The 24516-nt window shown below is 47.0% G+C and carries 15 protein-coding genes and 1 other RNA gene; 11 read left to right on the top strand and 5 right to left on the bottom strand.

What is annotated here, in order from left to right; translation table 11 throughout:
• The 5 genes from rnpB to OXH00_24315 all read right to left on the bottom strand — a co-directional run.
• Nucleotides 1-316, bottom strand: an RNA gene (rnpB, locus tag OXH00_24335) — RNase P RNA component class A; the annotation flags it as partial.
• A gap of 151 nt (nucleotides 317-467) precedes the next feature.
• A complete protein-coding gene (locus OXH00_24330; protein ID MCY3744152.1) occupies nucleotides 468-3605 on the bottom strand; it encodes a vitamin B12-dependent ribonucleotide reductase in 3138 nt (1045 codons plus the stop codon).
• A 107-nt stretch (nucleotides 3606-3712) separates the two neighbouring features.
• Nucleotides 3713-4990 (bottom strand): tyrosine--tRNA ligase, encoded by a 1278-nt coding sequence (tyrS, locus tag OXH00_24325; GenBank protein MCY3744151.1) that lies wholly within the window; start codon nucleotides 4988-4990, stop codon nucleotides 3713-3715.
• A 425-nt stretch (nucleotides 4991-5415) separates the two neighbouring features.
• Complete coding sequence (locus OXH00_24320; protein MCY3744150.1) at nucleotides 5416-6150, bottom strand: RraA family protein; 735 nt, start codon at nucleotides 6148-6150, stop codon at nucleotides 5416-5418.
• Between the two features lie 188 nt (nucleotides 6151-6338).
• Nucleotides 6339-7217, bottom strand: a complete 879-nt coding sequence (locus OXH00_24315) for an aldolase/citrate lyase family protein (protein MCY3744149.1) — start codon at nucleotides 7215-7217, stop codon at nucleotides 6339-6341.
• 255 nt (nucleotides 7218-7472) lie between these two features.
• On the opposite strand from OXH00_24315, the gene OXH00_24310 reads away from it, so the two are divergent.
• From OXH00_24310 to OXH00_24260, 11 genes are all read left to right on the top strand, one after another.
• Entirely contained in the window at nucleotides 7473-8423 is a 951-nt protein-coding gene (locus OXH00_24310; protein MCY3744148.1) for a zinc-binding alcohol dehydrogenase, read from the top strand.
• Nucleotides 8424-8667: 244 nt separating this feature from the next.
• Nucleotides 8668-9213, top strand: coding sequence for an RNA polymerase sigma factor (locus OXH00_24305; GenBank protein MCY3744147.1), 546 nt, complete (start codon nucleotides 8668-8670; stop codon nucleotides 9211-9213).
• Nucleotides 9210-9869, top strand: coding sequence for a zf-HC2 domain-containing protein (locus tag OXH00_24300; GenBank protein MCY3744146.1), 660 nt, complete (start codon nucleotides 9210-9212; stop codon nucleotides 9867-9869). The genes OXH00_24305 and OXH00_24300 overlap by 4 nt, the downstream gene beginning before the upstream one ends.
• A 10-nt stretch (nucleotides 9870-9879) precedes the next feature.
• Nucleotides 9880-11337, top strand: coding sequence for a DUF4252 domain-containing protein (locus tag OXH00_24295; GenBank protein ID MCY3744145.1), 1458 nt, complete (start codon nucleotides 9880-9882; stop codon nucleotides 11335-11337).
• A complete protein-coding gene (locus OXH00_24290) occupies nucleotides 11337-13325 on the top strand; it encodes a carbohydrate binding family 9 domain-containing protein (GenBank protein MCY3744144.1) in 1989 nt (662 codons plus the stop codon). The genes OXH00_24295 and OXH00_24290 overlap by 1 nt, the downstream gene beginning before the upstream one ends.
• Nucleotides 13326-13633: 308 nt before the next feature.
• Nucleotides 13634-14827 (top strand): sigma-70 family RNA polymerase sigma factor, encoded by a 1194-nt coding sequence (locus OXH00_24285; protein ID MCY3744143.1) that lies wholly within the window; start codon nucleotides 13634-13636, stop codon nucleotides 14825-14827.
• A gap of 176 nt (nucleotides 14828-15003) precedes the next feature.
• Entirely contained in the window at nucleotides 15004-17076 is a 2073-nt protein-coding gene (locus OXH00_24280) for a DUF5916 domain-containing protein (protein MCY3744142.1), read from the top strand.
• Between the two features lie 457 nt (nucleotides 17077-17533).
• A complete protein-coding gene (locus OXH00_24275; GenBank protein MCY3744141.1) occupies nucleotides 17534-19264 on the top strand; it encodes an RNA polymerase sigma factor in 1731 nt (576 codons plus the stop codon).
• Nucleotides 19261-21498 (top strand): prolyl oligopeptidase family serine peptidase, encoded by a 2238-nt coding sequence (locus OXH00_24270; GenBank protein ID MCY3744140.1) that lies wholly within the window; start codon nucleotides 19261-19263, stop codon nucleotides 21496-21498. Before OXH00_24275 ends, OXH00_24270 begins: the two co-directional genes overlap by 4 nt.
• A gap of 158 nt (nucleotides 21499-21656) precedes the next feature.
• Nucleotides 21657-23180 carry an ABC transporter permease subunit gene (locus OXH00_24265; GenBank protein MCY3744139.1) on the top strand — a complete coding sequence of 508 codons (1524 nt, stop codon included), beginning with the start codon at nucleotides 21657-21659 and terminating at the stop codon, nucleotides 23178-23180.
• 123 nt (nucleotides 23181-23303) lie between these two features.
• A partial coding sequence (locus tag OXH00_24260) for an ABC transporter permease subunit (protein ID MCY3744138.1) occupies nucleotides 23304-24516 on the top strand: 1213 nt, incomplete at its 3' end.

Here is a 24516-nt window from a genome sequence, read left to right as displayed (position 1 = left end):
TCATTCATCTGGGATGGATGTTACCATCCACCTCAAGCGGTTACCTGGGGACGAGGCGGGCAACCTGTATGTGTCCCCGATTTACCTTGCTCCAGATGGGGTTTACATAGCTCCATAAGTCGCCTTATGGACTGGTGCGCTTTTACCGCACCGTTTCACCTGTACAACGTTTTGAGACGTTGTAGTTTACTTTCTGTTGCACTTTCCATAGCGTCGCCGCTCCTGGGGGTTACCCAGCATCCTGCCCTGCGGAGTCCGGACTTTCCTCATCCTAATGGCAATACTACAATCAGGACGCGATCATCTACTCAACTCAAGTCCTTATTATTATAACTTATCCAACAACTTGATAACAACGAAATAAAGAATTGTTTGAACAGACAACAAAATTGAGGAACGAATATTGAAAAAACAAAAAGGCGCGCTTGCAAAGCGCGCCTTTAAAAACATTGTGTTGGAACAACAGATTAGGAACATCCACTTGTCGCGCCACAATTTGTGCAACGATAGCAAACACCGCTTCTCATCATAAGGGCACCACACTCAAGACACGGTGGTGCATCCGCATGCTGGAGCACAACCTGCTTTTCATGAGCTATCCAAGAGTCAGTTTCACCGTTACTTCCGTGCCCATAGGGATGAAGTTCCTCGGGCGGCACCATCTCTTCCTCAAACGCCTGCACCTCGGAGTCTCCGTGTGGTTCTTGGGAGAGAAACCGTATGCCGAGCCACCGGAAAACGTAATCTATAATCGACTTTGCTATCGGAATATCGGGATTAGCCGTGAAACCTGACGGTTCAAATCGAACATGGCTAAACTTATTAACAAGCGACTCTAAGGGGACACCGTACTGCAGCGCAATAGAAGTGAGGACCGCGACAGAGTCCATGAGTCCAGAGACAGCCGTTCCTTCTTTGCTCATACGGAGAAAGACTTCTCCAGGGCTACCATCTTCATAAAATCCGACATGAATATAACCTTCATGGCCACCAACGCTAAATTTGTGCGTAAGAGAAGTCCGCGTGTCTGAGAGACGTTTTCTGATAGGACGGTCAAACGGAACATCAGCAATAGCCTCATCGGTTTCACCCTCTGCATCCTGCTGGCTCCGAGTTGAAAGCGGTTGGCTACCTTTACTACCGTCCCGATAAACAGCAAGACATTTAACACCACGTCTCCAAGCCTCCACGTATAACGTCTTGATGTCATCTACTGTCGCATCGTGCGGGACGTTAACGGTCTTGGAAATAGCACCAGAAATGAAGGGCTGCACAGCCGCCATCATTTTCAACGGTCCCATGTGATTTATATAACGAGTTCCGTGCTTACCACACTGGACAGCGCAATCAAAAACGGCGTAGTGCGTCGGTGAAAGATGCGGTGCTCCCTCTACTGTGCCTGTACCACAGATGACTTCTTCAGCGATACTAATCTCATCTTCGGTGAATCCGAGTGCAGAAAGGAGATCAAAACTCATATCTGCCGCTTCTTCCTCAGTAATGCCTAACCGCTCAAGACATTCTTCTCCGAGAAAACCGGGCGCAAAGGCGAGATTCAGGTCAAACGCACTCGGTAGCATCTCCGCAACGCGATCGATATCTTCTGGTGTGAAACCCTTCCGCTTCAATGTTTCCGGATTGATGTGCGGCGTTCCTTCAAAAGTACCTGTCCCAACCAAGTAGGTAATAATGGCTTCTGTCTGCTGGAGCGTGTAATCCAGGTTGTGCAGGGCATCGCGAACGCTCTGGTTGACAATCTTCATGTATCCGCCGCCCGCTAACTTCTTGAACTTAACGAGCGCAAACTCTGGCTCGATCCCTGTCGTATCACAATCCATCAGGAAGGAGATTGTTCCTGTCGGCGCGATGACACTAATCTGCGAATTCCGATACCCCCACTGCTCGCCTTTCTCAAGGCAGAGATCCCAATCTACTTTTGCAGCATCTAAAAGTTCGGACGGACATGCAGTAGGATCGATACCATAGGCAGCATCACGGTGCAGCCGCATAACATCTAACATAGCGTCGCTATTCTTCGCGTATCCAGCAAAAGCGCCGACACTTTTAGCAATCTCTGCACTCGTCTGGTACCCCTGACCGCTCAGGATAGCAGTAATAGCACCCGCATAAGCACAAGCTTGCGCGCTGTTGTAAGGGATGCCTAAACGCATCAAGAGTGCCCCCAAATTAGCATAACCGAGTCCGAGCGGACGATATTCATGAGAGCGTTGTGCTATACGTTCTGTCGGATATGAGGAGAGATCTACTATGATTTCCATCGCAGTCGCGAACACACGAACAGTAGCACGGAAACCTTCAATGTCGAAGGTATTATCATCTTTCAAGAATTTAGCGAGATTAATACTGGCGAGGTTGCAGGCAGAGTCGTCTAAGAAGAGGTATTCACTGCACGGATTGCTGGCATTAATTCTGCCCGTGTTTTTACAAGTATGCCATTTCTGAATCGTGCTGTCAAATTGCACACCCGGATCCGCGCATGCCCAAGCAGCATAAGCGATCTTCTCCATCAGTGTTCTGGCATCATATTCGTCAGCAACGTCGCCGCTCGTCCGATATGTCGTTTTCCAGGAATCCCCCTGTAGATAGGCGTTCATGAAGTCGTCAGGGATCCGTAAAGAGTTGTTGCTGTTCTGTCCGCTAACCGTACTGTATGCCTCACCATTGAAATCGGCTGGGTATCCTGCAGCGATAAGTGCCTTCGCTTTATCCTCTTCCTTTAACTTCCAATCGATATAGTCAACAATCTCTGGGTGGTCCATGTCAAGGATGACCATTTTGGCTGCGCGTCGCGTCGTACCGCCGGACTTGATACTGCCTGCCCATCGATCAAAGCCTTCAAGGAACGAAAGAACGCCAGAACTCTCACCGCCGCCGGAGAGGAGTTCACCTCTGGCGCGAACTTTACTAAAGTTAGAGCCTGTGCCACTGCCGTATTTAAAGAGACGCACTTCAGATCTCTGGAGCTCCAACATAGAATCCAGAGAATCATCAACACTTTGGATGAAACAGGCGGAATTTTGTGGGTGTTCGTACGCATTGGTAGTGACCTTGACTTTTTCTGCGTCCTGGTCCCAATAGTAGTTTCCACCGCCCCCCTCGATATTATATTCATGCCACAAGCCGCAGTTAAACCAGACAGGTGAGTTGAAAGCACCGCGTTGTGTAACAAGAATATGCGTCAACTCCATCTCAAAATTCTGTGCGTCTTCAGGGGTCGCGAAATAGCCCCCCAATTCTTCTCCAGCGCGGCGGAGCGTGCGCGCCACACGCGTAACCAGTTGGCGAGCACTGTCCTCTGCTTCTGCTCCCGGAACCCCGGCTTTGCGGAAATACTTTGATGATGCAATATCTGTCGCGAGTTGTGTCCAGTCTGCTGGTACTTCAACCTGCTCCTGTTTAAAGATGACATCACCTTTTTCGTTATAGATGACCGCGTCGCGACGTTCCCACTCCAACAAGTCGTATGGATGAACGCCAGACGTAGTAAAATAGGGTGTGAAAGTGAGACCTGTCCGATCACCGCCGTTAGGAGGCTTTGGAGAGGTTGCCCCTTCATCAACCTCTTTCGGATTATCAACTGCCATACTATACCTCTCTGGTTAGTGGTACACAGGCGCAGTAAACCTGCGAAACCATTTTATGATGATGTGCACTGAAAGCACGCCTATAAATAAATATTCCGTAGTTATGATTAATTCTCTTTTAAAACAATTCGATGGTAACGTTTCTTACCAGCACGGAGAAGCAAAGCGTTTTCCTCAAGCAAGTCAGGACCAACGACCATATCTATCGCACGGTACTGTTTTTCATTGATGTAGGCACCACCCTGTTGAATGAGCCGTCGCGCTTCGCTGCGTGAATTTGCTAACCCGACTTCATGGAACAACGCCATGATCGGAATGCCGGTGTCAAGGCGTTCCGATGGAATAACAGAAGTCGGCATCTCGGCCTCATTGAGGTTGCCACCCCCAAACGCAGCGCGTGATGCCGCTTGTGCTTTGTCGGCTTCCGCCTTTCCGTGAGCAAGTTGTGTGACTTCGTAAGCGAGGACTTCCTTTGCCTCGCGAATGGCTTCATCCTCTAAACGACCGAGTCGTCGGACTTCATCCATCGGGAGGAACGTGAAATACGCGAGGAACCGCGAGACATCGCGGTCGTCTACGTTGATCCAATACTGATAAAATTCATACGGTGAGGTCTGTTCTGCATCAAGCCAAACTGCGCCACCAGCGGTTTTTCCCATCTTTGCACCGTTTGCTGTTGTGAGGAGTGGAAAAGTGACCGCGTGAACCCGTTCGCCTTCGATCCGGCGGACGAGATCAACACCGGCAAGGATATTGCCCCATTGGTCGTCTCCACCAAGTTGGAGACGGCACCCATATTCCTGAAAGAGACACAAGTAATCGTAAGCTTGGAGGAGTTGATAATTAAATTCAAGAAATGAAAGACCGAGTTCACGTTCAAGGCGTTGCCGATAGCCTTCTACCTTGATCATCTCATTCACCCGAAAGTGTTTGCCAATATCGCGTAGGAATTCAATGTAGTTTACCGAAAGCAACCAATCAGCATTATTGAGAAATCTACCTACCTTCAAAGTAGTTTGCGAATTATCAGCATCCGCTATTCCATTATCAAGATTTAAGTAACGTTGCAGCTGCGCGAGGATATCCTTGCCGTTAGCTGAAATTTGTTCTTGCGATAACATCGAGCGCATCTCGGTTTTGTCAGTCGGATCGCCTATCATTGTTGTCCCACCGCCGATGATTGCAATCGGCGTATGTCCGGCGCGTTGCAAGTGTGCCATCGCCATTATCGGAACAAGACTCCCGACATGCAGACTCGGTGCTGTCGGATCAAAACCAACGTAGTAGGGGACCTGTTTTTCAGCTAACAAGCGTGTAACCTGTTCAGCATTTGTGACCTGTTTGATAAAGCCGCGTTCGTTCAGGGCTTCAAAAACGTTGTCCATCTTTCGTCCTGTTTGAATTTAGATTCTTTCGGTTTTATAATATGGAATTCTGTTGGCGTGGTCCGCATCTCAATCTGTACCTACGAGCAGCTGCCACACCGAAACGCATAAGAGGTACAATGGGAAATTTGATAGAAAATTTATGCTTGTAATCTAAGACAGAAATTGGAAAATTACGTTTAAAAATTTCCTCATATATTATTATATATCAACTTTATCTATATAGCAATTTTATATTTTTTGGACGGTGAATTTACCCTGCACATCTCCTTAGCGAGAAAATGTTTCAGATTCATTCAAATCAGACATCACATGGGTTTACAATGCCCAAAATGCCATAAATCCACCGATAAATTTTCGTCTCAGATGTCAAGGCTCTAAGCAAATTAGATCGAAATCGGTTATGCAAACGGATAAAAAACGAACTACTCTTCGTCATCTTCTGCATAAGAATGTCCACCGAAAATGGCGCGGACCTGCTTAGCAGTCTTGGGACCTGAGAGTAGTTGTCCAATTCGATCGCCTTCCTCTTCAAGCAATGCCTTGACATTTGTTAGCACTGCCTCCAATTTGTCCCCGGGGAACTTGCACGCACCGTTTTCATCCATGTGGATTATTTCACCCGGTGCGACATCCATTCCTGCTATTGAAACCGGCACGTTGACAGCCTGAACTGCCATTGCCCCGTGTCCAGGCGTGATGCCGCTTAACAGATACTGAAATTCCATCGGTCGGATTTCGTCAATATCGCGTGATGGACCGTTTGAAATCGCGCCTAAGCAACCGATTGATTTCATCGCTGCTGTCATGTTTCCACCGGCTAAACCGACTTTATTCGCGAATTCGGGTGGAAATTTTTGCTCAAACGCTAAGATTGTTGGCTGTTGAGAAGCACCTAACGCATCTATAACATCCATGAAAGAGAGTTCTGCGTAATTTGGGTCAGGTAAACCGTAGACGCACGTCACTGCATATCCAGCCACCGCGCCGAGTTCAGGGTACATACAACGGAGCGTCGTATCCGTATACCAATTCTCGGTCCACGGGTTGTAGAGTCCAAGGCAGAGAGGACTCCCCGGATACGTAGCAACCACATTCGTGATCGAAGGCGTGTCGTATTTCCGCAGTTCTGCCAACATTCCCTGTTCTGTTAATGCCATATTTTTAATTTTCCTTGCGGTTAAGTAGCGTAGGTTGGAGCATTCACGTGCCTTTGTGTAGCGTTGAAGAAATCCGCAGAAATCCGCAGAAATACCCAAGCAAATACCCCTATCAAAAACACCCCAAGCAAAAACCCTTCCACTTCGTTTCAGGCTTAGTGTTTTGGATCTCGGGGATGCTATAGGTTTTAGACAGGCATTGTCCTGCCAGCATACGCCCGTCCGATGCGTGCAGCTTCTTCACCGCCACCGGTAATCCGGACACCCGCGTCAATGCTTGCCTCAATTGTATCAGGGGAGGTGCTTTCTAAAAATCGGATGCCAGCGTTTTTGCAGGCTGCAAAGACGCGATCCCGGGCATCTTGCAATTCTTTCGGACGCGGATTCGGCGGGTTTTTGTAGCCAAACGACATACTCATATCCCCCGGTCCCCACTCCGCGAAAGCGATACCGGGTACCTGCGCGGTCATCTCGACGTTTGCTAATGCACGTTTATTTTCAAATTTGAGTCCGAGTAGAAGTTCACCATTTGGGTTCAGGGGCCACGGATCGGCGACATCGAGATATTCGTTAGCAGAAATGCCCCAGATAGGTGCGGCAGAGCCTTGACCGGCTGAACCGCGTCTGCCGACATCCAACTGCGTACCAACGCCGATTGTCTGGAACGGGTACCGGCACGCCTCAACAAACGCTTTGATCGCCTCTGGGGATTCGGCGTGACACAGTAGGAGTCCATGTACACCGCGGGCGAGGAGCTGCCGCATCTGCCAACCGTTGGCACGAATTACATCTGCACTGATACCATCTACCGGCAATTCGACGATGACTGCTGGGGTTTTGTGTCCACTGTTGGTTGGACCGCCGTCAGCAAGACCGCGCATGAAATTATCCAACCCGCCGAGATCGAAACTTCCGTGCTCCATGCCGACGTTGATATAATCTGCCCAAGTCTTTGCCATCGCGAGACCAGCGTCGTAGTTCAGGTTCGCGCCTGTGTGACTGCCAGTATAGAAGACAGGCAGGTCATCTTCCAGTAATTCAATCGCTTTATTAACGCGTTTTGGCATTACGGATTCTCCTTGATAATCTAACGTGGAAAATATAAAAGTAGTTTCGGTTACTTACAAATATTTTTCGGTGTAATAATCTTAATATTTTATACAAAACGCGACAATCTGTCAACAAATTTTTTGAAAATTCGCAAAAAATAAAAACAGAGAATTTTGACTTTAGACCAATTTGGCCTTGACAAATCCATGGGTTTCATTTACCTTAAAAAAATGAATCACGAATGCAAATTTTTATAAGGGGTCGTCAACAGCATGAAAGCAATTGTCACTAAACTATTAACAGACAAACGGCGCGAAAAAACCGTTGTCACTGACTGGAAAGAACCCGCACCACCTGTTCGGAACGAGGTGCTCTGTCAAGCCGTCTTCACGGGGCTTACCAACGGCACAGAACGGAATCAGATTATCGGTGGGAACTATTCGGCACCCGATGACCGACTGCCTGCAGGTGGCGGATACCAGAACGTCGGTAGAGTCATTGAGACAGGACCGGACGTGACGCATCTTCAAGTCGGCGATCTCATCTACGCCAGCGTAGACCATGTTGAACGGTTCACTATTCCAGAGGATGGGTTGTTGTTGAAATTGCCGGAGGATATTGATCCGGCGGATGCTGCCCTTTTCGGCATTTCTGGTGTCGCGATGCACTGCTGCCGTCGCGTTGATCCACGTATCGGCGAAAAGGTACTTATCGTCGGGCAGGGATGTATTGGTATGTTTGCAGCACAGATCGCATACGCCATGGGGGCGCGTGTCACAGTATGCGATATTGAAGAATCACGGTTGGAACAGATCCGCCAATTAGGTGTCGCAGAACAGGTCGTTAATACAAGTGGAGACGGTTGGCATGCACAGATTCAAGACGGGGCATTTGACGCTGTCATGGACTTTGCCGGTGTCCCAGACATGGTCACACCGATGATTCGTGCTTGCAAAACTCGTGGGCGACTTCTCTTGGTCGCAGGACGGTTTGATGTCAACTATACCTTTAACATCGGACAATTTAAGGAGATTAGCATCCTTCAGTGCAGCCATTTCACTCGTGATGATTTGGAGAACCTTTGCCGATTTTTACGCCAAGGTTCCATCAAGATTGCCCCGTTAATTCGACACCGTGTACCTGTTGACGAAGCACCACAGATATACAGATGGCTCCGCGATGAACCGATGCGCTTGCTGGGGACCGTATTTGAATGGGGATAGGTGTTAATTGTGTCTGTCTATCACCAGCAACAGACGCTCCCATATAATTGTCAAGGTTCCCTAAATTTTCTTAAGTCGAGTCCCGATATCTAAACTATCCTACCTAAACACCTCCAAAAAAATTTAAATTACAAAAAGGTGCAACTTTTTTGTAACTCATTTGTAGTAGTAACGATAACCTTACTTTACCTTAACAGCAAGTTTTGGAAACCTGCAAGCTGCGCGAAAAGGGCGGAGTCGTAATATGACGGAAGATAAATTCCTTGCGCTCTTCCACGAACACAAGACTCAGATTTATCAACACACCCTCTATCTGCTCGGAAATCGGGAAGATGCAGAGGACATAACACAAGAGACGTTCATCAAGGCATGGGAATATCGTGCTAAATTGCGTCCGAAAACCGCGCGTTCATGGTTACTAAAATGTGCACAGAATTTCTGTTTCAATCTGCTGAAGCGACATAAATTTCAGGTGCATTTAACAGAAGGAGACGATACGGATCCCGAAACAGAACTCGAAACTTTAATGCACACACATTCTGGTCGATCAAATCCATCGCCAGATGAAATTGTGGTTCAGCAGGAACTCAAGGATTCAGTGCATTGTGCTATCAGGAAATTGCCGCCAGACATGCGGTCGGTGATAATTATGCGGGAATTAAACGGTATGAGTTTCAAGGAGATTGCTGAGGTCTTGGAGCAACCTGAAGGCACCGTGAAATCAACAGCATTCCGTGCTCGCAAGAAATTACGGGAGCTGCTGCGTCCTTATTGGAGAAATGACGAATGAACCGATTTCCTTCCCATTCAGATTTAACGTGTACGGAAGTACAGGATACCTTAGAGGCGTATCTTGACAACGAGTTGGATGCGGACACGTCCGCGAGCATCGCATCACATGTCGAATCGTGTGCAACGTGTCAAGATGAAGTTCGCTTCGTACAAGCCATTAGCGGCGCGTTACACGAACTTCCGAGACCGGAGCCGCCACCGAAAATTTTCGATGCTGTTTCGGATTACGTCCGCGCACATCCAAACAAGGGACCGAGATGGTTACATCGGATGTTCCAACTGTTCACGTTCTCAGATGATTTAACTACCTCACTCGCTCGTGCGGGTGCCTTGGCGTGTCTCATCGGAATCGCCTTGTTTGGGACCTATCAGTATCAACAGCATCTGACAGTGAAGCAAGCCTCACGCGACCTCTATTATGCGCTCGGTGAGCTGAATTACGCAGTGGAGCGAACAAGCATCGTCGTTAACGAAAAACTCCCTGATGTACAGATTAATGAGGCTTCAGGGCGTCCGCTTGTTCAGATTGAAAAAGCCTCGCGCAGTGCTTTGAAACAGAAAAACAGTATTTCATCAGCAATCCATCGAAGTTTGGATAGTCTTGATCGGTTCTCACAGAATGCTCTGGATAGAAAAAATAACCCTTCAAAGTAAGGAGGACACCATGAAACTGCAAAAACACTTTATACGACTGTTCATACTGCTGTCCTTAGTCTTATCGTTAGCACTGATGCATTCAGCAGTTGCGCAACAGGACAAATCGGATAAAACTCACCCAAAAGGACTCATCCTCTTTGATTTCCCAGAGTCTCTTGAGGCGAAAGTCGAGGTTAACTTAACCGCGAAACTCATCAATCTGGTTACCAAATCGGTAAGCAATCAACCAGAGGTCGCGGAGCTCATTCAGATGTTGGACGGTATCTATGTCCGCACCTACGATAGATTCACCATTGATGAAAAAAAATTAGTTAACTATTTCCAGCAAAGACTCAAGGAGGATAAGTGGGAAGTTCTCGTTAAAATCAAGGAAGAGAGTGAAGTCGTAGAAATCAGTCTGCTATTTGACGAAGATACAGTTTACGGGATTTTCGTCATTGTAATTCCCGAAACCTCGGGGGAAGCCACCTTTGTCAACATTGTGGGAAAAATTGCACCGGAACGCATTGAGGAACTCCTTGGAAGTCTAAGCAATTTTGGCGCGATAGATATTGATGTTGGTGGTGCCTTGAAGGGACAAGCGGAACCGAGCCGAGATACGGTTCAAAGAGAGATACTCGCTGTAAAAGTCGAGAACTCACCAACTATTGATGGGACACTTGATGATGCGTGCTGGAAAATCGCGCTCCAAGCGGACAACTTTACGCATGTACGTACTGGAAACCCAGTCGAGGATGATTCAAAAGTTAAACTGGTTTATACAGATAAAGCCATCTATGTCGCATGGTACCTCAATGATTCTCAACCCGATAAAATTGTTGCCCGTCAGAGCCAAGATCATGTCCGATTTGGGAAAGCAACAGAGGATTGGGTCTCCTTCAGCATTGACCCGTTCCACACGCACCGATTTTCCAACCGAACCTTCTTTATGGCAAATCCACTCGGCAAAAAATATGTCCACTCTCCGGCGCGGGATTCAAACAAGACCGAGTGGATGGAACAGTGGAATGTCGCCGCTAACATCGTCGAAGACGGTTGGGTTGTGGAGATGGAAATTCCGTGGCAAATGCTTGATTACCCTGACACAACCGAACCCGTTCGGATGGGGATTAACTTTGACCGAGGACAGACACGGACGAATGAACATTCTTGGTGGTCCAATATAGGTGTTCGGGAGTTTTACAAAAACGATGGACATTGGTTAAATGTTTTACCACCCCCAAAGTCATCTGGTATGCAAGGATTGTTAGATACATTGGAAACCGACAAATACAGTATCCGACAGGTTTTAGGGTACAATAATGAAAACAATTCTGGCACGCAATCCCTTACAGCGTTGAATCCATTCTTATTTAACACAACGATTTACGCCTTATCAAGGCAAAACCTTCAGTTCCTTGAGGATTTGGGAGGTTACATTGTCGAAATTCTACTCAAATATCTAAAGACGGAGAAATCCAATTGATGAAACCACAAGAAAAGTATGTAATAGTATTGTTTATCGTGCTATTGTTCATGTCAATTATAAACCTACAAGTTCAGGCAGCTGAAAATACACAAACCATTAAAAAAGAACTCCGCGCAGTCAAAACCGAGCAGCCACCTACTATTGATGGTGTCCTTGATGATACTTGCTGGCAAGATGCACCGCAAGCTACAGGTTTCACAGATGAACGTACGGAAAAACCAGCGAAGAATCAAACCGTCGCTCAGATCGTCTATACAGACACAGCGATCTACGTCGCAGTTCACCTTTACGACGATATGCCCGACAAAATTGTGGCGCGCCAAACCAAAGATCAGACGCGAATTCGCGGCGAAGACTCGGTATCCTTTAGTCTCGATCCGTTTCACACACACCAGTTTTCGGACAGGAATTTTTTTATCGTAAACCCACTTGGCACGAAATATGCACACCTCGCCACAGGACGCGCCGAAAAAAGCGAATGGATCGGACTCTGGAAAACTGCCGCAAAGATTGTAGATGACGGGTGGGTTGTAGAGATGGAAATCCCGTGGCAGATGCTCGATTACCCCGATACAAAAGAACCGATCCAGATGGGCATCAATGTTGACAGACTACAGCAACGCACTGGTGAAAAATCATGGTGGTGCAATTTGGGAGTGAATGAGTTTCGCGAGAACGATGGACATTGGATTGATGTGCTGCCTCCGCCTCGTAAGCGTGAACTCAAGGTATTACCCTATCTGATTGGTGGTATTAGCGAAACGGAAACCAACGAGAGAGAATATACTGCCCGTGCAGGCGCAGACCTCCGCTATGAGGTTACACCCCAATTACGGCTTATCGGCACAGCCAATCCAGACTTTGAGAACATCGAACAGGCAGTGGAAGGCATTGACTTCTCCTATGGTGAACGCTACGTGCCGGATCGCCGCCCTTTCTTTTCGGAAGGGAGTAATGTCTACCGTCTCGGTCAATTGTTCCACTCGCGGCGGGTAATGGATATGGATGGCGGGCTCAAACTCTTTGGAAAAATTGGTAAAAATACTTCGGTTGGCACCCTCGGCACGTATCACCGAAACAACCAAAATGTTATCCTACAAGCCTCACAATCGCTAACGGCAACATCCAATATCAGCGCAGCATTCTTGTCCCATCATCAACGAGAGGAAGGGTTCAACAATGTTGGTTACTTGTCAGGTGATGTGCGACACGGTAAACTTTTAGCAAGATCCGCTTTCGCCCAAAGTCAGGCAGGCGAATCAAACGGAAGGGACGGGTTCGCCAATTTAATTTACCAAGGCCAACTCGTTCAGCCGTATGTATCCGTGTTTTTTGTGGACTCAGATTTCGTCAACAGACTCGGATACCATCCATTTACCGGGTATCGCGGTCTAAGTTTAGGGAGTTATTTCCGTAACGAGTGGCGTGACGGATTCCTCCGCAGCCTCTCTCTCTCTGTTCAATCTGAGGCTTCTAACACCTATGAAGGCGCGATCTTCCGACGGAACCTATTCATAACTTCAGGTATCCTAACGCATAGCGACTACTCGCTTTCTGCCAGATGGTACGGCGGTCAGTTTGAAGAATTCACAGACAGTCTTTTCGCCATTAGATTAGGGGCACGTGCCTCCGACAGGTTCAATAATGTCAATATTAGTTACACTTGGGGTGAGCAGGCGGGTGAACGGATTCACCGCATCAGCGGAAACCTCAACCTACGAGCGTACGACTTCACTGTTGGATTGACTTCCCAGATCCAGTGGCATTTTGAGCGGCGATACCAACAGATTTTAACGCTCACTTATGACTTCAGTCCTGCGCTAAGCCTCGGCAGTCGGTTGATCTGGCAAGTGGAAGGTGTTAATATCTACTTCGCATTGCGACGCTCTGGCTATGCGGGCACAGACTTTTTCATTATTCTCGGTGATCCAAATGCTTTGGAATTCAAGCGGCGTTTAGTTACTAAGGTGATTCGGGCATTTTAGTTTCTTACGACCTACGCAGTACATCTTGCGCTAATACCTTTGGCAAAATAAGATGAATCCCAGAAGGCGCGTACAAAACAATGTAAAAGTGATCTCGTTGCATAAATAACGAAACTTGGTTAAAATATTTAGGGCTTACGCAGTTGGTCCGTCAAGTCCGACTGATAAGCAGATTGAGGGATTTGAAAATCAAAAATCTCACTATGCTAAATTCGCGTAAGCCTTACTTTTTTTAAACCGCCCCCCGAAGAATCCCGCTCATTAAGTTAAAATCAAATTGAGGACTGCCTATGCGATCGGATCTATCAATGCACACTGATTTGAGAGATGAAGAACTCATTCAACGCGTACAAGCCGGTGATGAGTCAGCATTTACAGAGTTGATGTCGCGTTACAGTCCTCGCGTCTGGAAAGTGGTTATCGCAAATTCGAGACAACGTCGGGACGCTGAAGAGATACTCATGGACATCTGGCGGGCTGTCTGGGAAAATATCAACGGACTACGGAGCGTCGGCAGTTTTGGTGGATGGCTGCAGCGCATCGCTTACAACGCTTGCACCCGATACTACGCGTCTGTCCATCATTCAAGAAGTGAGATTCCGGAGAACTACGCTGACCTCACTGATCGCATTGATCAGGACGCGGGTGCACGTTTTCGGGAAACAGAACTGTGTAACGATCTAAGAGAAGCAGTGTTTCACCTCCCAGACAAAGTGCGTAACGTTGCGATTCTATACTACCTGGAATTGTGGAGTATCAAGGAAATCCACGGCGAATTGGGATTAGCGATAGGCACTATCAAGACTCAATTAAGACGGACACGTGAACTCCTACGCAAGGAATTCGGTGTCGAACTCATAAGAGAGGGTATTATGTCAGGAAAACAAAAAGGATCCAAACACATCCAACCCAGAATCAAGGTTATTGGTGTCGGGGGCGCGGGCGGCAACGCTGTCAAACGAATGATAGAGACAGGTTTGACAGACATTGAATTTTACGTTGTGAATGTAGATCAACAAGCACTCGAGAAGTGCAAAGAGGCAATACCGGTACTGATCGGTGTTAACACCACACCCGGGTATTGTGGAGCGAATCCAGAGGTAGGGAAAAAGGCAGCTGAGGAAGACAAAGAGAAACTCGGTGCCATCGTCGCAGACGCGGACCTTGTCTTTATCATTGCTGGAATGGGTGGTGGAACGGGAGCGGGTGCTTCGCCTCTGATTGCCTCCCTCGCTCGAGCGCAAGGGGCTTTAACAGTAGGTGTTGTGACGCGTCCGTTCAATTTTGAAGGTCAACGTCGCATCGAAAAAGCAGAACAAGGATTACAAGAGCTGCAAGGAAATGCTGATTCCGTTGTTGTGGTACCGAACCAACGGCTGCTTGATCGGATGGATCGGTCATTAAAAATACGTGAAGCGTTCAGTCTAAGCGATGAAATGCTACTCCGAGGTGTTGAAAGTATCACGGAATTTCATGCCAGCACCATGCGTAGGACTGCTTAGTTTTCTCATTCGGTGTGGGAAAAACACTTTTCACTATCTTTTTGAGAGTGTGCGTCTCTATAAGGGTAAGTGCCACACTATAGTGGCAAACGATGAAGATTAAGAAACCACTTCTTAATCTTCATCAAATTGTAGCGTTTACACCTATAAAACCCACACACGGAGGAAACTAATTAATGAGATTGTCGAAATTTACGACAGCAGAGAATTACGTTGCGCACAGAGGCACTACAAATAGACGAACAAAACAGAAAACTTATCCGATATTGTTGCTCATTGCCCTATCGTTTACGTTAATCACAAACTTAAATACTTGGGCAGAAGAAAACATACAGACTGTTAAGAAAGAACTCCGGGCAGTCAAAACCGAACAGCCACCCGCCGTTGACGGTGCGCTTGACGATGCCTGCTGGCAAGACGCGCCGCAAGCTACCGGTTTCATTGATGAACGCACAGGAGAACTGTCGAAAAGTCAATCTGTTGGTCGTCTCGTTTATACAGATAAAGCCATCTATCTCGGTGTTTATCTCTATGACGATATGCCGGATAAAATTGTCGCCCGCCAAACCAAAGACCAAACCCGATTTCAAGGTGAAGACTGGATGTCCTTCAGTCTGGATCCTTTTCACACGCACCAATTTTCCGATAGAAACTTCTTTATGGCGAACGCGCTCGGCACGAAATTCGCACATCTCGCCACCGGACGCGCCGAAAAAAGCGAATGGATCGGATTATGGAAGGCTGCTGCACAAGTTGTAAATGACGGTTGGATCGTAGAGATGGAAATCCCGTGGCAGATGCTGGATTACCCCGATACAAAAGAACCGATTCGGATGGGTATTAACATTGATAGAGGACAACAGCGAACCGGGGCGCGGACTTGGTGGTCCAACTTGGGCGTTAACGAATTTAAAGAGAACGATGGACACTGGGTCGATGTCCTACCGCCACCGCGAAAGCGTGAACTCAAGTTATTACCCTACTTGATCAGTGGCATCAGTGAAACGGAGGATTCTGTAGGAGCGACCTCCCGGTCGCGAAGGGAATACACTGCGCGTGCAGGGGCGGACTTCCGCTATGAGGTTACGCCGCAGTTACGACTCATCGGAGCTGCCAATCCGGATTTTGATAACATCGAACAGGCTGTGGAAGGTATCGATTTTTCTTACGGAGAACGCTACGTCCCCGACCGTCGTCCTTTCTTTTCTGAGGGTGGCAATGTCTACAACGTTGGGCAGCTTTTCTACTCGCGGCGGATAGAGGATATGGACGGCGGGCTTAAACTCTTTGGAAAACTTGGCAAAAACACCTCAGTCGGTACCTTAGGTACGTACCATAAAAACAACCAGAACTTTATCCTTAGTGCCTCCCAACCCCTTACTGCGACATCTGAAATTGGTGCTGCGTTCCTATCACACCACAAACAAGGCAATTCGTCGAACAATGTTGGCTCTGTATCAGGTAGTGCGCGACGCGGAAGATTTTCAGCATTTGGTGCTCTCACCCAAAGTTGGGCGGATGAATCAGATGGAAGAACAGGGGGCATCGGTTTGCGTTACAACGGTCGCCTCATTCAATCGACTTCAAGAGTTTTCTTTGTAGACCCGGATTTTGTGAACAATCTCGGTTATCAGCCATTCACAGGCTACCGCGGTGTCAACTTTACCACTATGTTCAAAAACGAGTGGCGTGAAGGGATTGTCCGCAGCCTTACCCTCTTTGCCCATGCGGATGTTGCTAACACTTATGAAGGTGAGGTCTTCAGCCGCAATATCAGGCTCTCCTCACAACTCCTGACACACAATGACTACTCGCTTTCTGCTTTCTGGAACGGTGGTCAATTTAAAGAATTCTCAGACTCGTTGTTCAGCATCAGTTTGGGAGCTCGTGCCACAGACCGATTCAACAACTTCAGTGTGGACTATGACTGGGGTGAACAAGCAGGTGAGCCGATTTATCGCATTAGCGGAAATCTGAATCTGCGTGCTTACGGTTTCACTGCTGGCTTGACTTCCCAAATCCAGTGGCATTTCAAGCGGCGGTACCAACAGATCTTAACGCTTACTTACGATTTCAGTCCGGCACTAAGTCTCGGCAGTCGTTTAATCTGGCAAGTAGAAGGCACCAATATCTACTTCGCATTGCGCCGTTCTGGATATGCTGGCACTGATTTCTTTATCATCCTCGGTGACCCAAACGCCCAAGAATTCAAACAGCGTTTGATTGCTAAGGTGATCCGTGCATTTTAGGTGCCTTAGTATTTCCACTGAAAAGCCTTCCAGAGGAGCGTTTTGTGAACGCTCTTGACGCATAAAAGGCGCGGTTTTTCTTGCTTGCCGAGATAATCGCGCCTATAATTTGCTTTAATTCTCTCGAAAAAGTTTGTCGTTGTGCATGCAATATTTACTCTCAGGAATGGTATAAAAAACCTTTCAGCGACAACCTCTGTGTATTAGTACTCCCAAATACCACACAATCAGTAGTTTATCACGCGTTCAGAATTGAACAGCCACAAAACGATTTTCAAAAAATTCGGGTTTCTTCTACTTTTTTTTTACCCAATGCACGTTTTTTTATGAAACTTTCGTCTTTAAATAAGAGAGCGTGCGAACCGCATCGGACCGCTTAATTTCACAAAACTTAGTATTTGATTAAGTTTTTTGGCGAACGCAACACGATCCAATCTATTCATTAGGAGGAAACTTGGTGGAAAGAGAAGACGATGTTCAACTGATCCGCAAGATTTTATCGGGCGATGACACTGCGTTTGGCATTTTGGTCGAAAAGTACCAAAAGAGTATTCATGCGCTGGCATGGCGGAAAGTCCAAGATTTTCACTTTGCGGAAGAGATCATGCAGGATACCTTCCTTAGGGCATACAAAAAACTTCCAACACTCAAGGATCCGAATCAATTTGCTGGGTGGCTTCATGTCACTGCAAACCGGCTCTGCATTGATTGGTTACGCAAGCAAAAACGGCTGCGGCAGCAAAAGCCTGCGATGCAATCTTTGGAGGGTACACGTCTGGAAGAAATTGAGGAATCCTCTTATACACGCCACGTTTCAGAACAGCAGGTGACAGAGAGAACTGAGTATTGCCAGGAGCTTGTTCAAAAGCTTTTGGAAAAACTACCAGAGAACGAACGCACGGTCATAACACTTTACTATCTTGACGAAATGTCAACGAAAGAGATTGGCGAATTCATGGGGGTGTCCGTAAATACAATTACGAGTCGACTCCAACGCGCGCGAAAGCGTATACAAACTGATCAGGAATTCTTGGAACAAGAATCCTTTGGGCATTTACTATTACCAGATAATCTAAAGGAGAACATCATGAGTCAATTAGAGCGACTTCGCGGCAAGTTCGATGCATTCATGGAACAGGTAAAATCTAACCCGGCATCGAGGGCGGATATTCTTAAGGCGGCATCCGTTGAGATTGAAGATATGCTTAAGGGTGAAATCACACCTGAGTTGGCGCATCTCGTGGTTGATAATATATACCCGTCTATGGGCAAACTTGGCATGGAAAAACGGGTGTCTCTACTTCGTAAGTATATGGATAAGGCTTTAGATGATACGGAGCGTTATTGGGCGCATAAATCATTGGTCAATAGTCTTGCGCATCTTCGGAGAAATCGCGAAGCTATTGAGGAACAGACACGCCTTTACCGTTGGGCATGTAAGCATTCAGAAAAATATGTGTTAAGAACTATTGCTCATCTGTCCACTGCCGGATGTTGGAAAGCGGAAGGTCGTATTGATGATTGGATTCAACTTTATTATCAAGTGTCTGAACGCTTAGAGAATCCTAAAGTGAGTGGCTACTCCCGCTGCGATTTCTTGCAATTCGGGGCAGAGATATTAAGAAAGAACGACCGGATAGAGGCAGCACTTCTCGAAATAGAAAAGTTGGAGCGTGCTAACAATGAACAGAGTCGGAACTATTATTTCCGATTCTGGATGGCTGTGAGGGAGAATCGACTGCTGTTGTATAGTCAAAAGGAAGATTGGAAGCGTTTTGATCGAGTCTATACGGAAGTGAACACCTTTATTGAAGGAGAGTTGAAAAAACTGGATGTAGGTTTCCCGGTAAATTTTTACGAGCTTGTTTGGGCTGCTCACAATGTTGGTTGTTGTTTGGTATGGGCGAAGAAGTATAACGAGGGGAAACGTTTGCTACAACTCGCCATCGATTTGGGAAATTACAACGAGCATAGTCACTTCATGCTCGCTGTGAGCATCTGGGCATCTGAGAAGGATCGCGAGAAGACTTTACACCATTTGAAGGTCGCTCAGGACAAGTATATGGTGACTTCCTACAATTATCTGGATAGCTACTATCCGGAATTCCTTGAAACCCCCGAATTTTCGGATGTAAAGGATGATCCAGAGTTTCTGAAGGTTCTGGGGCAGAAGAAGGAGAAGAAATGAATCCTTTAACACTTGAAGATTTACTCAAATTTAACACATTTGTTGGAAGAGTCCCTATTGTTATTACTAACGACGGAAACTGGATTGCTTACAACACGCAGAACCGTGAACAGTATGAAGGTGGCGGTGGAAACTCCGCGTATTCTAAAACGGGTGTGATGATTGAAATGGCGTACGGAACGATTTGGGTAACGAATACGCGAACGGATGAGCATCGCAACCTCACGCCGAATTGGGGTTCAAGTTGGGCACCAAGATGGTCTCCGCAGGGAACACATCTCGCATTCTTCTCAGATCGGATGGGTAAACCTCACTTATTCATTTGGAACCGAGAATCTGACGATATGCAAGAGTTCACATCGGAAACCGTTCGGACGTTCTTTGGCTTTGAGGTGTCTAAATGGACACCGGATGGACGTTTCGTTCTTTTCAAATCCATTTCCGAGGTTGATATGCCCATCAATAAGGAATCTGTGCAAGACAAATCTCAAATTTCTCCTAAAACTCCGCCTAAACCATCCTTTGTTGAAGTCTGGGACTGGCCCAAAAAACGACTTCAAGTACGAGATGTTAAATTAACACAGGAAAACGAACAATCTGATGAAAAGAAACCAGGAAGGGGACACCGAGATTTAGTAGTTGCTGATACTAAGACGGGTGAGACCTTTTCGTTAATGAAAGGCTATAGCATTAGAAGCTTCGATATTGCTCCTAACGGGGAATATGTTGCCGTTACGGTTTCCTTAGGCTCCGAAACACCCGATGCGCAACAACAGATATTTGATCTCTACATAATACCGTTGCCAAAAGCGTTAAGCGAAGTTTCATCCACAAAAATTGAACCCCTTGTCCAGAAAATACGTCTTGCGTATGGTATTACTATCAGTTGGGCCCCGGATTCAAGGTACATCGCGTGGACAACCGGGGGTGAGGGAGGTAAGTTAGCATCAGGGAACACATACGTTGTTGACGTGGAGACGGGTATCGTCCGTAATCTCACAGAAAACCTTGACGTTGACCTTGGACGATTGTATCAACCACCACTCTGGACAGCAGAAGGGGATGCTCTTCTCTGCATCGCAAACGGGGACGTATGGAAAGTGCCTCTGAACGATGGTGTGATACGAAACTTGACGGAAAACGTTAAGTTTTCTGTTCACGATGTATTTTATCCAAGCGAAGGGTATACCCCCTTGACGGTAGACAACGCTGTTACAATAAGAGCTTCTCATAGCTTTTATCGTCTGAGTCTCACGGATGACACAATTACACTTCTGTACGAAGACGAACATCGGAATGTTCACGCAGGTCGCTTTCGTCAAGATGTCGCCGAGGCCACTGGAGAATTTATTTATGTTGTGGAAAGTAGTCAAGAGCCACCGAATATCTGGATGAGCGATGCTACTTTTGAATCTCCACGGCAAATCACAGACGTTAATCCCCACTTAAAGACAATTGACTTTGGCAGAAGTGAACTGATTGAGTGGACACTCGAAGACAGGCAAATAGTTAAAGGGATCCTCGTGCTACCTCCTGAGGCATCTGAGAAAAATCCTGCCCCGATGATTACAAGCGTCTATGCAGGAGCAACGCATTCGTCCAATATAAACCGGTTTAGTTTTGCAGAAAGTGTGTGGCATTTTGATCCCGGTATGTTCGTCTCAAGAGGTTATGCAGTCTTCTTGCCTGATTTTCCTGTAGGAAAAACCGAGCCGTACAAGCAGTACGCGAATGTCGTTCTTCCAGGGATTGATGCAGCCATTGCAACGAAAAAGGTGGATCCCGAACGGCTGGGAGTCATCGGTCAGAGTTTCGGTGGATATACTGTGAATGTCCTTATCACACAGACGACACGGTTTAAGGCGGCCATCGCTGTCGCATCTGTGAGCAACTTAATTAGTGGGTTCCTTAGCGAAACTAATACTGGTTGGTACGAGGTTGGGCAATTCAGTATGGGGGGATCCCTATGGGAATTTCCACAACGCTACATTGAGGGTTCACCGGTCTTCCATCTGGATAAGGTTGAAACCCCTTTGCTTCTGATTCACGGAGATCAAGATTTCATCAAGGTTGAGCAGGCACAGGAAATGTTCATGGGACTCGCGCGCCTTGAAAAAGAAGTTGTACTGTTGAAATACAAGGAGGCAGACCACTGGCCCGGCTTCTGGTCGAACGAAAAACTTGTCGATTATTGGAAGCATGTCCTAAACTGGTTCGATGAATATCTCAAATAACATGGACAGGACTTACGCAAATGCCTTAGCGGCGTGCAATACATAGGGTCGCACAGAAAAATTGCGTAAGTCCTATAGGTAATTATGGACTTTACTAAATTCTCCATCCGATCTGAAATTCCATTTCGTAGGTTTCGTCCTAATAGAAGGAAGACTTCATGTTAACAACGCTCATTCGCCGAGAACTCCTCGACAATCTGATGACGTTCCGCTTTGCCGTAGCCGTCCTCATTATGTTGCTGCTTGTAGTCGCTAATACTGCTGTGCTTATCAAGGATTACGAGCGGCGGTTAGCAGCTTACAACACGGCTCTGAAAACAGAGGATCGGCGATCGCAGGAATTGAAAACCTATTCGGGCGGAAGATTGAACGTTGCCCGTCCACCAAATCCATTGAGTATTTTCAATGTCGGGTTGGATAAACGGCTGGGCAACGAGATTTGGATATCTCACGGTTTTGTGCCGACGCTGTGGGATACTGGAACGTATAAATTGACGAATCCACTTCTCAACCTCTTCACTTCGATTGATATTGTTTTCATCTTTGAAGTCGTTCTGAGTCTAATCGCACTTATTTTTGCCTACGATGCCATTGCGGGGGAACGCGAGCGCGGCACATTGCGTTTGGTCGTAACACATCCAGTGCGTCGGGGTCAAATCCTGCTTGCGAAATATATCAGCGCGATGCTCTGCTTGCTTGTTCCGTTGCTGATGAGTCTGCTCCTCGCGATAATTTTGCTGACAACATCCACCGTTATTTCTCTGAGTACTGGTGATTTTCTCCGTATCGGTGGGATTATCTTGAGTTCAATTGTCTATCTGTCGGTCTTCTACCTCATCGGCATGCTAATTTCGACAGTAACCCGCAGAACCGGTACCGCGCTGATGCTCGCTATGTTTTTCTGGGGGTTTTGGGTATTGGTGTATCCAAACGCGGTTCTTGCCGCGATTGCGCCGCCTGAGACTTCTCAACCGCGGATAGTATCCGCTTACGAGGAAATTAAACAGATATGGGAGGCATTCGACAGAGAGCGAAAGCAGTTCCTTGCGAATGATGCCTTTCCAGGAGAAGATCCGGATTTTGGTATGGTAGACGTAGATCCGAATTGGATATGGGGATCAGGTCACGAATACTTTCATAAAGATTCATCAACACTTAGGTATGATTACCACGCTGTTTCAAACATTGACAAACTGAGTGAAGCCTCCAAACCTCAGGTGCCGCACGCGCAGGATTATTACCGCTTCCTCGGACCACAGATCGTCAACGCCGCAGCACGCGCGTGGCTTGTCCGAAAACAGGCACTCGAAGCCATCTTTGTTCAACCGGCGATTGTCGATCGTATCCTTTTGAGAGGCTCGCCCGTCGGGATGTACGACGCGGCAACGCAAGCGTGGGTAGGGACAGACCTGCGCGGACTCAGAGATTTTTTTGAAGCGGCGCGAAGGTATCGGCGGACCTTGATTGATTATTACTATGACAAGAACGCTTTCGGGGCAGAGCAATGGTTTTCTGCCGACAACGGCGCGGTAGATTGGGATAGTTTGCCGCAGTTTTCTTTTCAGAGGGTTGACGTTGCCACAAATGCTAAGCGGGCGTTGCCGGATGTATGTATATTGGTCATGCTTAATATAATTCTGTTCGTAATAATATTTCTTATTTTTATCAAAAGTGAAGTGTAGGGTAACGGTATTCATACGCACGCAGGCTAACAGCCTACGCTACAAATATGTTCACTCATTTATGGGTTTTACTATAAATGAGAGATTCTTAACTGAAAACTGTTAACTGTTAACTGATTACTTATGTGGCATATTGCGAAACGAGAAATTTACGACAACCTGAATAGTCTCCGGTTTGCGCTGGCAACGGTATTGCTTCTCGGCTTGATGTTGATCAATGCGATTGTACATCTCCAGGAACATCCTGTGCGGATGCAGAAATATCACGATGCCGTGACAGAAGCGTTGAATCGCTTAAAATCCCGAACAAATTTGTATCAGATTGCACAAGAGGGTCCCGGATACCTTTACAAAAAACCGTCATCTCTCCATTTTTGTGCAGATGGGGGTGAGGACTTTTTAGCTGACAATGTCCACGGCGGATTTTACGCTTGGGCTACTGATGACTTAGCAGGCTTCTGGCAGTTAGATTATATGCCTGCGACGCTCAATCGACAAAATATTCGTCCGGACACTATCAAAATAGATTGGACGTTTGTGATCGGGTACGTCTTGAGTCTGATTGCGATCCTGTTCACCTTTGATTCGATTTCTGGCGAACGCGAGCATGGGACACTCCGTTTGACGCTGGCAAACCCTGTCCCGCGTCATACCGTGTTGATTGGGAAATTTTTAGGCGCGTTGGTCAGTATTAGTGTCCCGTTTGTGATAGCGATTTTGATGAACCTGTTGGTAATTTCCACGTCCAGCGAGGTCCAACTTGGTACTGATGCGTGGAGCCGTTTAGGCATTATTCTTTTGATTGCGATGCTGTACCTGTGCCTGTTTCTTGCGTTAGGTTTGTTGGTGTCGTCGCGTGTGCGGCAAAGTGCGGCGAGTCTTGTGATACTTTTGTTGATGTGGGTTACCTTTGTCGTTTTTACGCCGGGCACGCTCGCCTCTATTGCAAGCGGATTTTCACCATCGATGACTTATGATGAATTCAACGAACGCGCGATACAACTTGTAAATGAACTTAGAGGTGAATACGAGGCTCGTTTGCAAGGCACACGTGAGGATTCAGCGCAAAAAATGGAGTTCGCGGGTGAATATGTCATCAAAGATGTAACGGAGCGGGAACGTTTGATCCACGAATACCTAACGCAGCAGCATGCCCAAATCCAACTGGCGCGTTCTGTCACCCGCGTCTCACCGGTTGTGCTTGTTCAGCATCTTCTTGAGGTTTTTGCTGGCACTGGGTTTGAACGGCACCAACAATTTGTGGAGAATGTGCAGCGTTACGCCCGTGAATACCGCGAATTTGTCACGGATATGGATAGAGCAGATCCCGAGAGTC

Source organism: Candidatus Poribacteria bacterium (assembly GCA_026706025.1).
Classification (GTDB): domain Bacteria; phylum Poribacteria; class WGA-4E; order WGA-4E; family WGA-3G; genus WGA-3G.
The sequence above is the reverse complement of the archived record's forward strand: the minus strand, read 5'-3'. Positions and strand labels throughout refer to the sequence as shown.

Excerpts from the sequence above, each read along its gene's own strand:
- OXH00_24330 (MCY3744152.1), bottom strand. The coding sequence starts at position 3,605 with ATGGCAGTTGATAATCCGAAAGAGGTTGATGAAGGGGCAACCTCTCCA.
- tyrS (MCY3744151.1), bottom strand. The coding sequence starts at position 4,990 with ATGGACAACGTTTTTGAAGCCCTGAACGAACGCGGCTTTATCAAACAG.
- OXH00_24320 (MCY3744150.1), bottom strand. The coding sequence starts at position 6,150 with ATGGCATTAACAGAACAGGGAATGTTGGCAGAACTGCGGAAATACGAC.
- OXH00_24315 (MCY3744149.1), bottom strand. The coding sequence starts at position 7,217 with ATGCCAAAACGCGTTAATAAAGCGATTGAATTACTGGAAGATGACCTG.
- OXH00_24310 (MCY3744148.1), top strand. The coding sequence starts at position 7,473 with ATGAAAGCAATTGTCACTAAACTATTAACAGACAAACGGCGCGAAAAA.
- OXH00_24305 (MCY3744147.1), top strand. The coding sequence starts at position 8,668 with ATGACGGAAGATAAATTCCTTGCGCTCTTCCACGAACACAAGACTCAG.
- OXH00_24300 (MCY3744146.1), top strand. The coding sequence starts at position 9,210 with ATGAACCGATTTCCTTCCCATTCAGATTTAACGTGTACGGAAGTACAG.
- OXH00_24295 (MCY3744145.1), top strand. The coding sequence starts at position 9,880 with ATGAAACTGCAAAAACACTTTATACGACTGTTCATACTGCTGTCCTTA.
- OXH00_24290 (MCY3744144.1), top strand. The coding sequence starts at position 11,337 with ATGAAACCACAAGAAAAGTATGTAATAGTATTGTTTATCGTGCTATTG.
- OXH00_24285 (MCY3744143.1), top strand. The coding sequence starts at position 13,634 with ATGCACACTGATTTGAGAGATGAAGAACTCATTCAACGCGTACAAGCC.
- OXH00_24280 (MCY3744142.1), top strand. The coding sequence starts at position 15,004 with ATGAGATTGTCGAAATTTACGACAGCAGAGAATTACGTTGCGCACAGA.
- OXH00_24270 (MCY3744140.1), top strand. The coding sequence starts at position 19,261 with ATGAATCCTTTAACACTTGAAGATTTACTCAAATTTAACACATTTGTT.
- OXH00_24265 (MCY3744139.1), top strand. The coding sequence starts at position 21,657 with ATGTTAACAACGCTCATTCGCCGAGAACTCCTCGACAATCTGATGACG.